This window comes from Lactiplantibacillus paraxiangfangensis, from assembly GCF_036246185.1.
Taxonomy (GTDB): Bacteria; Bacillota; Bacilli; order Lactobacillales; family Lactobacillaceae; genus Lactiplantibacillus; species Lactiplantibacillus paraxiangfangensis.
Genome location: NZ_BTPW01000014.1, coordinates 1 through 13680, shown reverse-complemented (window position 1 = coordinate 13680; position 13680 = coordinate 1). Strand labels below are relative to the sequence as shown.

The window sequence follows — 13680 nt, the reverse complement described above, 5'->3', positions numbered from 1 at the left end:
ATAAGAGTCCTTCTTTCCTTTGAGTAATAACAGGTTTAACCCTTGTTAGTGGCAACCATGATTAACACGATTTAGGCATCCGCATTAATCTTAGAAAACTTTTGATATAACTTGTCGAAGACTTTGATAAACTCATCCGCTTCAGCCAACGTGTTGTTTTCGTCTAAGCTGATCCGTACGGCACTCGTAGCGACATTTTCTTGAACATGCATCGCCATCAACGTACTGGATGCCAAGTGCTTCTTGGACGAGCAAGCACTCGTTGTTGAAATAAAAATATCCTGATCTTCAAACGCGTGCACGATGGTTTCACCACGAACCCCGTTAATCGTAAAGCACAGGATGTGCGGCGCAAACCCATCAGTTGGCTGACTAAAGATCGTCACTTTAGGGAACGTCTTGATGTGGTCATAGATCCGTTGCTTGATGGCACGCTCACGGGCCACTTTTTCATCTTCATCGGTCAATAATAGCCGTAACGCTTTAGCCATTCCGGCAATGGCGGGCAAGTTTTCAGTTCCTGAACGCCAGTTACTTTCCTGCCCACCACCAGTCATGAGTGGCGCGAGTTTCCGACCTTGACGCGCATAGATGAAACCGATGCCCCGTGGCGCGTGGAATTTATGACCAGAAAACGTCACAAAGTCTACCCGGTCATTCATGATCATGTCCTGGATGCCCTTACCAATGCCTTGCACCGCATCAATGTGGAAGTGAATCTTGGGGTAAGCTTTCAAGACGTCCGCCACTTCTAATAAGGGTTGAATCGTCCCGATTTCGTTGTTCACGGCCATCGTCGAAACTAAAATCGTGTCCGGGCGAATCGCAGCCTTTAAGTCCGCTGCACTAATTCGGCCTTCCGCATCAACGGGCAGGTAGGTCACGTCAAAGCCTAATTCTTCCAACTGTTCCATCGAGTTATGAATTGCTGGATGTTCAACCGCCGTGGTAATCAAGTGTTTACCAAACGTCCGCTTCTCCATCGCTGTTCCTTTAACGACCCAATTATCGCCTTCAGTTCCACCGGACGTGAAGAAAATTTCATTGGGCTTTGCCCCAATCAACGTGGCAATTTGTTGCCGTGATTGTTCCAATAAGTGGAATGCATTTTCGCCAAACCGGTGCAAACTAGAAGGATTGCCCCAAATCTGTTGGGAAACCTTCGTATAAGTATCTAGTACGGCTGGTGCCGCCTGAGTCGTCGCACTATTATCAAAATAAATCATGTTTGAGCCTTCACTTTCTAATAAAGCAGTGCCACGCACTTACTTTCGATAAGAATTCTTTGCAATTATACCAAATAATTGCGTTGAAACAAGTCCTTTTGTCCGTCAAGCTAGTCGTAACCACTAAAAAACGATTCGAATCAACGTGATTCGAATCGCCGTGATTGGCCGCAACCTAGCCTTCAGTTTCGGTCCGGTCAGCCTGTTTTTGACCATAGTAACTGTCTTCAATCCGTTTGTAAGCTCCCGGATCAACTTTATCGACCGCCGTCGCAATGATTTCCAAGCTCCGTGCGTAGTCGTATTCTTCATTGAATAAGCGTTGTGACTCTTCACTAGCCGCCTGCACTTCGTCATGGTTAGTCTTATAACGGTTGGCGTACTGTAATAATTGTTCCGCCATCATGGCAGCGTCCATTAAGTCGCTCGTCTTTTCCTTTAAAGTTGCCATATCCGCTTGGATGACGATTAACTGTTTCGTAATGTCATCCATATTAATGACTAACTTATTGATATCATGATCAAGTCGTTCAATTTCTTGTGAAACCACTTGGAAGTAGTCGAGGTAATCTTTTGGCAAGCCAGGAAGATTGACGTTTTCGACTTGCCGCTTAACCGCGTGAATCTCAAAATCAAAGCGTTGTAAGGTTTCGTGCGCTTTAGATTCCTCAGCTGTTAAATTGGCAACCCCATCATTGATGGCAACCTGTTCTTCTTCGATCCCCTTCAGCTGTTTATCTTGCTCTTCATAATGCGCAGCAATTTGGCTATAAACCGCCTGTTTACTAGTTAGCGCCGTCATATCAGCTTGATAAATCGATTCAATCCCTTTGAGCTGTTCGTTCAGTTCGCGGGTCCGTTCAACTTCGTGATTATTCAAGGTATAACTTTGTGCGAGTCGGTCCAACTCAATTTGTAGCCGGTGATTTTGATTCATTGCGTGCGTCAAGAACTTGCTGATTTCACCCTGTTGCTTATCAACAACTTCCTTCGCATCAATTTCGACCTGCATCACATCGTATAAGTGATCAATACGTTTCTCGATGGCATGGTTGCCGTTTTCAGCATCAGAAACTTTCAAGTCGCCTAGTAACGCGGTATTGTCGTCAATCGCTTGTTTCAACGAGTTCAATTCTGGTTCAATCGTAGCCACTTCAAAGTGAAAGTGTTGATCGACCAGTTGGTGGTAACCCGTTGCAAGTTCAGCTAACTGATCAGGAAAGCCACTTACCAAATCTTTGTAAATTGGTGGAATCCGGTCAATGTCCATTTCCAAAGCACTTGTGTCATGACGCAACTGGTCTAACACCTTTTCCGCTGCTTCGTGGTCACCGGACTTTGCTAATTCGGAAAACCGGTCAAAGTCGCCTTCCAAGTTGGATAAGCGATCTTCTAACTTGTCAATGCTCGGCCCAAACGAAAAGTTTTGCGACAATAACGTCTTGCGTAAGCCCTGGTACTTCTTTTCAAGGCTAGCAACAGCTTCGCGGTGCGCCTCGTCAGCGTCATCGAGCGCTTGCAACCCCTTGCGAATTTCAGAGCCTTGCTTTTCAATGGCATCAAGCTGTTCATTCACGGCTTTGATGCTCTGCTTTGCTTCTAAAAACTTAACACTGCGTGCGAGTTCGGTGATTTTTGTCAACTGTTCGCTTACGGCGGGTAATTGGTCATCGACTACTTTTTGACCTTCACTTTGCAATGCTTCCAGTTTGGCTAACGAGCCACCCGTCAAACCTAACTGCTCAATTTTTTCGAAATCCGTTGTCTGCGCTTGCTCGACCAACGCCCGTTGTCGAACGGTCAATTGTTGGACTTGTTTATCTATGTATACTTGGAAGCCCTTGACCGCAGCGTAGATCACAATCGCGACAACGACAATGCCGATTGCTACTTGCATATGAATACCCCTCACATAAATTTATTCCGTTTTAATTGCAGTTGCGCCTCACCCTGTTGAACCGTAACCTTGCTTTTTTCTGAAAATCCAATTAAAATCTACCTTAAATTATAACATAGTCATAACTGTCAAACAGTATGAATTTATGAACTTTCAGGAGGGATTTTTACATGTCTACCACCGAAACATCACTTATGAATCAACAGTTAGACGCACTTCTTTTTCAAGAAACGAACTTGGTGGCCAACTTGGCAAATGCCAGCGCGTTACTAAATAGTACTTACGATGATCTGAACTGGGCCGGCTTTTACTTATTCAACCAAACAACGGGTGAACTCGATTTAGGCCCATTCCAAGGGAAAGTCGCCTGCATGCACATTAAAGTTGGCGCCGGTGTCGTCGGGACCGCTTTTAAGACCCAAACGAACCAACGGATCAAAGACGTTCATGAATTCCCAGGCCACATCGCTTGTGACAGCGCCAGCAACTCGGAAATCGTTGTCCCAATTACGAAGGATGGCCATCAAATCGGCGTTTTAGATGTTGATTCCCCATCGCTTGACCGTTTTACCGCGGAAAACGAAGCTGAACTGACCGAATTCGTCAATATTCTAGTGCAACACATTGACTAACTTGGGTTAAACATGCTATGCTACTCTTTGTGTAAAATAACGCAGCAGTGAGTGGTAAGCTCGTCAACAGACTGGTGCCTTGATGGTCAGTTAGTAACCTGCGGCTGCAATGGTGAAACCTGCAGTCCGGTCTGAACGAATATCGAACTCACATCGGCTTATTTTACTCCAACTAAAATTATTGGAGGAAACAATTTATGTCTCGTTATACAGGTCCAAGTTGGAAGATTTCCCGTCGTTTGGGAATGTCCCTTTCAGGTACTGGTAAAGAATTAGCACGTCGCCCTTACGCACCTGGTGATCATGGCCAAGGTCGTCGCGGTAAGATGTCAGAATACGGTACCCAATTACGTGAAAAGCAAAAGTTACGGATGATGTACGGTTTAACTGAACGTCAATTCTCTAACTTATTCCTTAAAGCCGGCAAGATCCGCGAAGGTAAGCATGGTGTTAACTTCATGATCTTACTCGAACGTCGTTTGGATAACATGGTTTACCGTTTAGGTTTGGCTACGACTCGTCGTCAAGCTCGTCAATTAGTAAACCATGGTCACATCACTGTTGATGGCAAACGCGTTGACATTCCTTCATACGAAGTAAGTGTTGGCCAAGTGGTTTCTGTTCGCGAAAAGTCTAAGAAGTTAACTGTCATCACCGGCGCTGTTGAAGCCGTTGTTGCACGTCCTAACTTCGTACAATTCGACGCTGACAAGCTTGAAGGTTCATTAACTCGTTTACCAGAACGTGAAGAACTTGAAGCAGATATCGACGAATCATTAATCGTTGAATACTACAACAAACTTTAATTTCCGGTTTACGGAAGCGAAAGCACTGCTACGGTGGTGCTTTTTTTGTACCATCAAAAATTAGTTTTGGACAAAATTCAAAAACCAGTCAGAAGTATCGAATACTTCTGACTGGTTTTTCCTATTATTATGGCTCGAAACGTGGGACAAAAGACCCTTTATCCCGTTTAGTCCACTCTTTAAAATATTATGAACGTGTCACCGCCGCCATAATTGGCTGGTAATACCCCATCAATTGCTTAAACGTTTCAATAATGGTTGCCGTCAATGCTTCAGGCTGATCAAACAGCGGATCGTCCACTAGAATTTGACGCCCCACGACTAGTTCGCTGTGCTTGTATTGCGCAAACTTATTTAACATTTTAGTCACATTTTCCGCCGTTGCTGGTTGCGTCGGCGCCGCCCCGTGGTTATTGCTGATGACAAAATCCGTGGGAACGTCCATAAAAATCTGGGCCAATTCTTTGGCCTTCAAACTTTTTTGAACCTGCGCCTTCCCCTCGTCCAAAACATCAAAGTAAATAAACAGGGAATCCGGCCATAAGCCTAACTCAAAATGAGGTAACGCTTTATAGCTCCGCTTGTTCTGGCTAAACGCCACCCACGTATCAACCGGTGGATTTTTAAAACGGCGCAAGTGTTTTGCAACGTGGGCGTAGAATGGTTGCTCGGCCGGTACGGGTAACGCCGCCATGATTGCGGGCGCTAGCGCTTCAAACTTAGGATCAATCACTGTTTTAATCAAGTTCATTCGACCAGTTAGAGTCGGGTCGTCAAAAATCTCAAAATCTTTGCGGGTAAACATTAATATGACCTCCTTGTACGTTGCCTTAACCATACCTTATTTTGCATACGACCGCAAAAGCCCACCACCACCCGAGTTCACGGATATTCATCGCTATTCATTTGGGAACATGCTACAATTAATAGATAATCTAAGAAAGGATGTTAGACAATGGCTGATATAGAAAAAGAACCGGTTGATCGCATTCAGACCGCTATGCACGGGACGCCAAAGCTGCATCCCGACGAACAGCGTAAGTACCTCGGGACTTTCCGTGAACGCGTCGATGTTGCCGTGACGGTTTACCAATTAAAACGGGCCCACTACGTTGATGAGATGACGCAGGCTTTCACTGCCCATCCTGATTATAAATTGTACATTAACGGGAACCTTGACCAGGACTTCATCGGACCGTACATTAAGGCGGCCAGTCAGGCCAATATTCAATTTACGATCAAGACTGATGACATTTACCGTACCGGTGACGATGATTACGCCCTCGTATTCACTGCCAGTACGGCAATCAATCAGGACGTTATCGATGTGCAAAAACGTTACCAACCCGCAGCGTGTGATACCAAAACGGCTGAACCACACGGGCTACTTGGAAAATTAAAACGACTATTCTAAAACAAAGAGTGGCACAAAAGGCGACCAGGTTGTGAGCATTAACGTGGAATCAAGGTCTATTCCTGGGTTTGGAATAGGCCTTAATTCCGGGTTAAGCGGAACAAGCTGCCTTTTGTGCCACGTTTCAACTAGAAAAATAGCGGTTCAGAAATCTGTTTAATGATTTCTGAACCGCTATTTTTAATTGACGGCTGCTTTTTTAATACCGCTCAAAAATCAATTGTCGTTACGCACGCCGCCGCATCCCATAAACCGACATTACTAACATGGTGACCACGGTCACCCCAATAATGACACCAGCAACCAGTGGAACCGTGAACAAACTCAGCAGTAGCAAGATTCCACTCCCCACAAGCAAGTAACCATACCAGTACTTTAACCGTTGCCAGGCAGCTGACTGGGGCTTAAACCCGCGGTGCATTTGTTGGTACTGGCTAGCGCTAATGGTCGGCAGGTAGTTCCCCATCGCAATAAAAATCACGGCCACTAAACTAATCGCAATGCGCCAAATATCAACCGCATGCCCTAAGTTGTACGCAATCGTTGCGACGTAGGCCACGACCGTCACTAACGGAATAATCCACGTCACTACCCGTTCGAAGCGTGGGGCAGCCCCCTTATGCTGACTATTCAACCGGGTCACAGTCAAACAAAAGAATTGTACCGCCACCATCAATAAAGGCATGCCAAAGACCATCCACGGCTTGGACATATACCCATCCGGGCGCGCGTTCGCGCCGCTAAAATGTGTCGCCATAGTGGCCGGCAGCGCCCCATAATTCAGCAAGCCATAACTGATTGGTAAAATAATGACCAAGTAACTTAGCCACGTTTGTCCTTTGATTTTCATTTTGATTCCCCCTCGCCCTTACGCATTCCGTATAACCACGTTAGCATTTCCTCAAACACACTCGCGTTCAGTTCATAGTAAATAAAATTCTTTTCTTTGGTCACACTGACTAACCCGGCCTGACGCAGTAATTTCAAGTGGTAAGAAACCGTTGCCTGACTGAGATTAAACGCCGCCGCAATTTCACCAGCTGATTGGCGGTGGGCCCGTAACCCTTCTAAAATTTGCCGCCGAACTGGATCTGCAATTGCTTTAAACGTCTGATTAAGTGCCATGCCATTCACCTTCAAAGTTATTTAGAGATATCTCTAAATAGATTATAGCAAGTTTCAGCCAATTCACAACATCTATTTAGAAAATATTCAAAATAGATTGTAACCATAAGAAAACGCCGGCATGACGGGAAAATAAATCCCGTCGCACTGGCGTTTTTAATCTTAATCTTTAAATAGTTCGTCTAATAGTTGACCAGCAACTGGCTGGCGATCCCCAAACATTGGGAATAGGTGTGGATATAGAAACGGTGCCGCGTGAATGCCTAAGTAAACGGCCATTTCAGGGTGTTCCGGCGTCAGTTCCGCATACAAATTGGGAATCATCACGTCGACGCCCGCGACGTTTAAGTGTAGGTCGGCAACCAACTTTTCAACCGCTTGAACGTACGAGGCGTGCATATCAGTGGTGGCATCCAAGACGTCAGAGCCGTTCCCGAAAGTGGCGTCTTCTCGCAACAGAATCTGTGTGCCCCGCCCGACAACTGAATCTAAATCGAGATGGTACGAATCTAAGCGGTACCGTTCAACCGTCCCCAACTTAACGGCCGACTGTGGGTAAGCAAACGCCGTACCCCGTAGCGGTCGCGCATTTTTACGGTCTAGCAAGGTCTGAACGGTTGAACGCCCATCCCCCACAATGTTAGCGGGGATCCGCTCAACAATGGCCTTGACCTGACCGCCAATGACGAGGAACCGGTAGCTGGACGCAACAACTAATTCTTCAGCCATCACCGTCTGGGTTTGCTCAAAGAGTTGCCGAACTACTTGTTCAAACAACTCACGTTTGGGCATGATCCGAAAAGCAACGACCTTATGATCCTGATCCGTGGCCTTCAGGACAATGCCACCTTCACTCACAAACCGATCATAGTCGTCAATTAGCTGATTAGCTGAATGATAGGTCTGCGAGGCCGGTACCTGCACCCCGTGCTCGGCCATAATCTGCTTAGCAGCCACTTTATGCGTCAAAACCGTCGTTAGTGCTTGAGGATTTAAATCCGTTCCACTCCCACTCACGACTAACTGTGCGCGTTCTTGCTGAGTCAACCGTAAAATATTGGCTTTTTTATCGATCACGCTGACCTGGATGCCCCGTGCTAACGCCTGTTCCGTCAATAATTGACTCGACAGATCTAAGTCCGTAAATCCGGGGAGTTCAAACGGACGGTCGGTTGCGGCTGCTTGATAATCCCGTGCGCGCTGGTTTGCCCACGCTAACGGATCTTTTTGAACAGCAACCTGGGCACTTAGCGTGAGTTTAGGATTGGCGACCCGTTCCTTCAAGTGATCTAATAACACGGCGTCACTATTAGGTAACCCGTTCTTAGTCACAAAATGACGCAAAGCATCTAAGACTTGGGTTGCCGGTACGGCTTGGGCACTGGCCGTTGTCGGATTCTCACCCGTCACTTGGTCGACCAACTGATCCGCCTGTTCATTCACTTGAGCCACCATGGCAGTCGGTAACGCCGGCATCATGACAAAGTAGCTGGCCAACAGCCGTAAGAATTCAACCGCATTTTGATCCACACCAATCGGACTGGTTGGATCGAGGTCTAAGCCACGAAATTCCAAGTAATAGACCCCTTGGCGTGCTAGCGTGCTTAACTGGCCGGTGCTCCGAAAACGCACGGGCCCGTCAAAATCACTGACTGATAACAGCTCTTTTTTACGGACGTCAGCTTGTAATTTAGCCACGTACCGGTCAATCGACGTGTAATCACCTTTGACCTGACTGTACCGGTTCGCCGAGTGATGCACACTGCTTCGTTGCCGCTTAGTGACTTTATCAGTGACGTCGAACGTTGGGGTTGCCCCGAAGAGGTACTGAATTAGCCAGTTCATGCGCACAAACCCTTGGGCTGCCTTCAGATAGACCGCATTCCGAAAATCAACGTAGCTATCAAACTGCTGATGAAACGTTTCCGAATATAAACGCGTAAATAACTGTTCATCAAAACTTAAATTAACGTGCGTCCCGGTCGTCATTAAGCGACGCACGTCATATTTTTTAGCTAACGCTTGGCGGCGTTTAAACCCAACCGTATCATTGTCGGCTAGCGGAATCTCCGTTAACTTTTCTGGTAAAACGGGGTTACTCGATAACGGCCATAGATAGTCGTCTTCCGCCAACGCTCGCCGGGCCGTGGTATTTAAGCCGGACAAGTAAGCCATTAACGCATCAACATCAGCCGTCGCTGGCGTCACCAACTTCAACTGCGTCTGCGCAAAATCATTATGGATTTGATGATTCTGACGCGTCTTTGCTAACGCATCGGGCATCGGTTGCGTTGATAATTTACCGCTACCGTCCACCCGCTGCATCGTGACTTCTAAGCCCATATTTGAATGGCTTACGAGCGGAATCAAGTGGTACTCCGTGATTGCTTTACCAATGGCATCTAATTCCATCTAAATCAATCCTATCATTTTTAAGTTATTATACCGTACTGGGTCCTGAACCAATCGTTCGGTGTCCGTCTTCCTAAATGCTATAATAATTAGGACTACTTTTGCAAGGGAGATTTTAAAGGATGCAACAGCCATTAGCTTATCGGATGCGGCCTAAAACCATCGAAGACGTCGTTGGTCAACAACAACTCGTCGGTCCCGGTAAGATCATTGCCCGAATGGTCACGGCTAAACGCCTGTCCTCAATGATTTTATACGGTCCCCCGGGTACTGGTAAAACTAGCATTGCCAGCGCAATCGCTGGTTCAACCAAGTACGCCTTTCGCATGCTGAACGCCGCAACTGATAGTAAAAAACAATTACAAATCGTCGCTGAAGAAGCCAAAATGAGCGGGACCGTCATTCTCTTGCTAGATGAAATCCACCGTTTGGATAAAACCAAACAAGATTTCTTATTACCACACTTAGAGAGCGGCCGCATTATTTTGATTGGAGCCACGACTGAAAATCCCTATATTAGTATTAATCCAGCGATTCGGAGTCGGACTCAAATCTTTCAAGTCTTCCCACTAACGGCGACTGACATTCAAACGGCCATTGAGCGGGCCTTAAAAGATAAAACCAACGGGCTTGGCGACTACGACGTTGACTTAGCGGACGGTGCCATGCACCACCTGTGTACCGCAACGAACGGTGATTTACGTAGCGCACTCAACGGACTGGAACTAGCTGTCTTGTCTTCAACACCAGACGACCAAGGCATCATCCACGTCACACAAGCCATTATCGAAGAGTGTTTGCAAAAAAAGGCCCTTTCCGCTGATAAGGATGGTGACGCCCACTACGACGTCATCTCCGCGTTTCAAAAATCAATTCGGGGTTCCGACGTCAACGCGGCGTTGCACTACCTCGCCCGCTTAGTCGAAGCCGGTGACCTGAAGAGCATTATGCGGCGCTTAATGGTGATTGCGTACGAAGACATCGGGATGGCGAATCCACCCGCCTGCGCCCACACGGTCATGGCGGTGCAAGCGGCCGACCAACTTGGTTTTCCTGAAGCCCGCATTCCGTTAGCGGACGCAGTGATTGAACTTGCCCTGTCACCCAAATCAAATTCGGGGATCAACGCTATGGACGCCGCTTTGACTACGGTCAGAAAGGACCATTACGGGGACATCCCCGCCGATCTAAAGGATGCACATTACCAAGGGGCCGCCAAACTAGGTCATGGCGTCGGTTACGACTTCCCACATGATCACCCCGGTGACTGGGTCGCACAACAATATTTACCAGACGCCATTAAACGGGCCGAATATTATCAACCCAAGACGAACGGTCGGTACGAAACCGCCCTCGCCGAACAATATCAAAAATTATTAAAGGCTAATGCTAGAAACCGCTAACAACATTGTCCTATTGCGAATCATTGCAACTTTTATTTTTATATGCTAGACTATAAGTCGAAATTACTAAGGTGTGCGCATTGCCCTAAACAAAGTGTTGCCGAACAAGTAATTTAACTTTGGGAAGAGTGTTAGCTAGTTATCATAACATGCCTTATCCTTTGGTAGTTAGAGGATTAGTCAGCTCATCCCACCTGCGTTGAAGCGGGTCAATACTGAAGGGCGGTTAACGGCACCACTAGTTTTTCCGGAAGTTTACTTCCGTTGGTCAGGACTCCGGTTCTGGCCTTTTTTGTTGCAATTCAAAATTACTTTTATAAAACTAAAAGCTAAAGGTTGAAATGTCTAAAATCGATATTAACACCGTAATAGTAGCGATAGTCACTCCTAAATTATCCGCTCCGTCGGGTAGCCTCGGTGTGCTATGGGGGACGCTCCCAGCCAAAGTACGGTCTGCTCCCTCAATTCAAAGCCGATAACCCACGTCTTTGAATCGCCCCGCAAGATTGGCGTAAAATTCGCCCGCCAATCTTGCCGACACAGCACACCAAGGCTACCCGACTGCGCTAAAAACAGTCTTACTATCGGATAATCGGAGGTTGTCACCGATGATATCGGTCGTGAAGGTGGTATTGATTGTTGCCGGTCTTTACACCACGGACGGTCCGGGACAATTGCGACTTTTTCAATCGTTTCGGGCGAGGCGGAAAACCGTTCTTTTGTAGCCAATCCCATGGCCCACTGCTTCTGCAGGCGCAGTTTAATAGATGGTGCTATAACAACGTTAATGGCAACAAAATTAGTTCAGCTTGTCGTTTCCAGCCACCTATGATTACATCGGCCATGGCGACCGGTCCAAGCCTAAGGAACATCTTGGCCCGCGTCTCGCAAGGCGTCGGTGGCGTAAACTGGAAATTTGCCACCCCCATGGCAGGTATATCATGGTCGGCCTTCAGCTAAGTAAAAGGATCTAAAAAATTGATTTAGGCTGTTTTTAACTAGTCTTAGTGTAGCCGGACAGCGGTTGTGGGCAGTGACGGCCACGTTAGCTGGCGTTTTGTGCCAGGTTACGTGGCGGGGCGACTTGGAAGACTTGGGTTTTAGGCTTCCAAGCGAGGCGAAAGACCGCTTCTGGGCTGTAGCCGCCCCCACAGCCCACGACTGCTGTCCGGCGAAGCGATGAATGATCATACTTTGTCATTGTTAACTGTTGATATGACAACAATTGGAACTATTATGGAACTTTCAACCTTCAGAACTTTAATTATAAAATCAAACCCTGCGCACACATCAAGTGTGTTACCATTTGAAAAGCGTTAATTAAATATCAAAATATAAGTTACGAAAGGACGATATCACCTTGATCACCCTAATGCTCATTATTTACACCCTGATTGCTGGTTGGATTGGCTACTACCTTGTCAGCCACCAGTCCCGCCCCTTTCTCACATTTGATCCTAATCAAACGCCAACGGTCAAGCACGTTGCGCGGTACGGCGGTAGCTTAATGCTACTGGTCGCCGTTGGTAGTGCCGTCACCGTTTTCTTTCAAAGTACCGTCTGGATTGCGATCGTCCTCGCTAGTGGTTGTTTGATCATGATGGCCGTTGGCTTGCTTTTAGTCAGTTTTATGCAATTCCAGTAGAAAACGCTTTTTATTTATTACGAAAACCTTTACAATATAGGTATAAAGTATTGAGGGGTGAGAATCATGTTACAACAATACCAACACATTTTAGTTCCCGTTGACGGTTCTTATGAAGCGGAGTTAGCATTTAAGAAAGCAGTCGCTGTAGCCAAGCGTAACGGTCCTAAAGCGTCCGTGCACATGGTGCATGTCGTGGATACCCGAGCATTCCAAAACATTTCGAGTTTTGACACCACGATGGTTGAACAAGTGACGGATACCGCCCAAAAGACTTTGGATAAATACGTTGCCGAAGCCAAGGCGGATGGCTTGGAAAACGTCGACTATTCGATCGAATACGGCGCACCCAAGACAATCATCGCACGCGACGTTCCTAAGGATTTGGACATTGATTTAATCATGATTGGTGCTACCGGGCTTAACGCGGTAGAACGCTTATTGATTGGATCCGTAACCGAATACGTCACCCGTATGGCGGTATGCGACGTGCTCGTTGTCCGGACAGATTTGGAAAACAAGCCCGCACCTAAACCTAAGAAAAAATAATTAGTCCCACTAAAAAAGGTCACCATAATGGTGGCCTTTTTTTGGTTGGGACCATCCCCCACAGCACACCAGGGCTCCCCGACGGAGCGGATAATTTAGGCTCTTTGTCAACGGCTGTTGATGAGGAACTTTATGAGGAAACCAATTCATTTTCGAATTGGTTTCCTTTTTTTGTTCTGAATTGTAAATTCAATCCGAATTCGTGTGTAAAAACGCGACCAATTTTTGTACCCGTACGCCGTCCGTTTGATTTGCTTTATTTTGCGATTAACGCCCTCTAAAGGGCCATTGGAGTAGGTACTTGCCATCATGTTTTTAATTAGAGACAGATGTTTACGATAGGTTTTAATGGTTGTTTCAAGCTGTGAACTGACTTTGTCAGTTCTACTTAAAGCTTCGATGAAACGTTGGTAATCTCTGGTTCTTAACGCATCCACTAAAGCGTGCGCTGTAAAGTAAGTATGTTGAAAAATTGGATCCAGTTCTAAGCCCTTTAAGATTAACTGTTCTTGAGTAAACCAGTCTTTTAGATGCGTAAACCATTGTGGTTTACGTGTTTCTAGATTTGAAT

At 46.5% G+C, this 13680-nt stretch carries 14 protein-coding genes; 6 read left to right on the top strand and 8 right to left on the bottom strand.

All coding sequences use genetic code 11. The features are described from left to right. Window positions 1–71: 71 nt before the first annotated feature. Window positions 72–1226, bottom strand: coding sequence for a cysteine desulfurase family protein (locus tag AAA939_RS09050; RefSeq protein ID WP_338209980.1), 1155 nt, complete (start codon window positions 1224–1226; stop codon window positions 72–74). 175 nt (window positions 1227–1401) lie between these two features. Further along, window positions 1402–3123, bottom strand: a complete 1722-nt coding sequence (gene ezrA, locus AAA939_RS09045; RefSeq protein WP_338209982.1) for a septation ring formation regulator EzrA — start codon at window positions 3121–3123, stop codon at window positions 1402–1404. Between the two features lie 170 nt (window positions 3124–3293). On the opposite strand from ezrA, the gene AAA939_RS09040 reads away from it, so the two are divergent. Next, entirely contained in the window at window positions 3294–3755 is a 462-nt protein-coding gene (locus tag AAA939_RS09040; protein ID WP_338209983.1) for a GAF domain-containing protein, read from the top strand. A gap of 197 nt (window positions 3756–3952) precedes the next feature. Beyond that, the gene (gene rpsD / locus AAA939_RS09035; protein ID WP_057707677.1) at window positions 3953–4561 is read left to right on the top strand and encodes a 30S ribosomal protein S4; all 609 of its coding nucleotides are present in this window, start codon (window positions 3953–3955) and stop codon (window positions 4559–4561) included. Window positions 4562–4748: 187 nt separating this feature from the next. On the opposite strand, the gene AAA939_RS09030 is transcribed toward rpsD, so the two are convergent. After that, window positions 4749–5366 (bottom strand): DUF1054 family protein, encoded by a 618-nt coding sequence (locus AAA939_RS09030; RefSeq protein ID WP_338209987.1) that lies wholly within the window; start codon window positions 5364–5366, stop codon window positions 4749–4751. Window positions 5367–5516: 150 nt separating this feature from the next. Between AAA939_RS09030 and AAA939_RS09025 the strand changes: the two genes are divergently transcribed. Further along, window positions 5517–5975 (top strand): YueI family protein, encoded by a 459-nt coding sequence (locus AAA939_RS09025; RefSeq protein WP_338209989.1) that lies wholly within the window; start codon window positions 5517–5519, stop codon window positions 5973–5975. A gap of 226 nt (window positions 5976–6201) precedes the next feature. On the opposite strand, the gene AAA939_RS09020 is transcribed toward AAA939_RS09025, so the two are convergent. The 3 genes from AAA939_RS09020 to gshAB all read right to left on the bottom strand — a co-directional run bounded on the left by AAA939_RS09020 (window position 6202) and on the right by gshAB (window position 9512). Continuing rightward, entirely contained in the window at window positions 6202–6825 is a 624-nt protein-coding gene (locus tag AAA939_RS09020) for a DUF1648 domain-containing protein (protein ID WP_338209990.1), read from the bottom strand. Beyond that, entirely contained in the window at window positions 6822–7100 is a 279-nt protein-coding gene (locus tag AAA939_RS09015; RefSeq protein WP_338209992.1) for an autorepressor SdpR family transcription factor, read from the bottom strand. Before AAA939_RS09015 ends, AAA939_RS09020 begins: the two co-directional genes overlap by 4 nt. Window positions 7101–7262: 162 nt before the next feature. Then, window positions 7263–9512, bottom strand: coding sequence for a bifunctional glutamate--cysteine ligase GshA/glutathione synthetase GshB (gene gshAB, locus AAA939_RS09010; RefSeq protein ID WP_338209994.1), 2250 nt, complete (start codon window positions 9510–9512; stop codon window positions 7263–7265). A 122-nt stretch (window positions 9513–9634) separates the two neighbouring features. On the opposite strand from gshAB, the gene AAA939_RS09005 reads away from it, so the two are divergent. Further along, complete coding sequence (locus tag AAA939_RS09005) at window positions 9635–10915, top strand: replication-associated recombination protein A (protein ID WP_338209996.1); 1281 nt, start codon at window positions 9635–9637, stop codon at window positions 10913–10915. Between the two features lie 1045 nt (window positions 10916–11960). On the opposite strand, the gene AAA939_RS09000 is transcribed toward AAA939_RS09005, so the two are convergent. After that, window positions 11961–12116, bottom strand: coding sequence for a hypothetical protein (locus AAA939_RS09000; RefSeq protein WP_338209997.1), 156 nt, complete (start codon window positions 12114–12116; stop codon window positions 11961–11963). A 159-nt stretch (window positions 12117–12275) separates the two neighbouring features. Between AAA939_RS09000 and AAA939_RS08995 the strand changes: the two genes are divergently transcribed. Both AAA939_RS08995 and AAA939_RS08990 read left to right on the top strand, forming a co-directional pair. Further along, a complete protein-coding gene (locus AAA939_RS08995; RefSeq protein WP_338230853.1) occupies window positions 12276–12560 on the top strand; it encodes a hypothetical protein in 285 nt (94 codons plus the stop codon). Between the two features lie 66 nt (window positions 12561–12626). After that, the gene (locus AAA939_RS08990; protein WP_057707690.1) at window positions 12627–13109 is read left to right on the top strand and encodes a universal stress protein; all 483 of its coding nucleotides are present in this window, start codon (window positions 12627–12629) and stop codon (window positions 13107–13109) included. Between the two features lie 146 nt (window positions 13110–13255). Here the strand turns inward: AAA939_RS08990 and AAA939_RS08985 are convergent. Then, window positions 13256–13680: transposase (locus AAA939_RS08985; protein ID WP_338225954.1), on the bottom strand; the 425-nt coding region annotated here is incomplete at its 5' end.

Coding starts and splice junctions, on each gene's coding strand:
- AAA939_RS09040 (WP_338209983.1), top strand. CDS start 3,294: ATGTCTACCACCGAAACATCACTTATGAATCAACAGTTAGACGCACTT.
- AAA939_RS09015 (WP_338209992.1), bottom strand. CDS start 7,100: ATGGCACTTAATCAGACGTTTAAAGCAATTGCAGATCCAGTTCGGCGG.
- AAA939_RS09030 (WP_338209987.1), bottom strand. CDS start 5,366: ATGTTTACCCGCAAAGATTTTGAGATTTTTGACGACCCGACTCTAACT.
- AAA939_RS09000 (WP_338209997.1), bottom strand. CDS start 12,116: ATGACAAAGTATGATCATTCATCGCTTCGCCGGACAGCAGTCGTGGGC.
- AAA939_RS09020 (WP_338209990.1), bottom strand. CDS start 6,825: ATGAAAATCAAAGGACAAACGTGGCTAAGTTACTTGGTCATTATTTTA.
- AAA939_RS09005 (WP_338209996.1), top strand. CDS start 9,635: ATGCAACAGCCATTAGCTTATCGGATGCGGCCTAAAACCATCGAAGAC.
- rpsD (WP_057707677.1), top strand. CDS start 3,953: ATGTCTCGTTATACAGGTCCAAGTTGGAAGATTTCCCGTCGTTTGGGA.
- ezrA (WP_338209982.1), bottom strand. CDS start 3,123: ATGCAAGTAGCAATCGGCATTGTCGTTGTCGCGATTGTGATCTACGCT.
- AAA939_RS09025 (WP_338209989.1), top strand. CDS start 5,517: ATGGCTGATATAGAAAAAGAACCGGTTGATCGCATTCAGACCGCTATG.
- AAA939_RS08990 (WP_057707690.1), top strand. CDS start 12,627: ATGTTACAACAATACCAACACATTTTAGTTCCCGTTGACGGTTCTTAT.
- AAA939_RS09050 (WP_338209980.1), bottom strand. CDS start 1,226: ATGATTTATTTTGATAATAGTGCGACGACTCAGGCGGCACCAGCCGTA.
- gshAB (WP_338209994.1), bottom strand. CDS start 9,512: ATGGAATTAGATGCCATTGGTAAAGCAATCACGGAGTACCACTTGATT.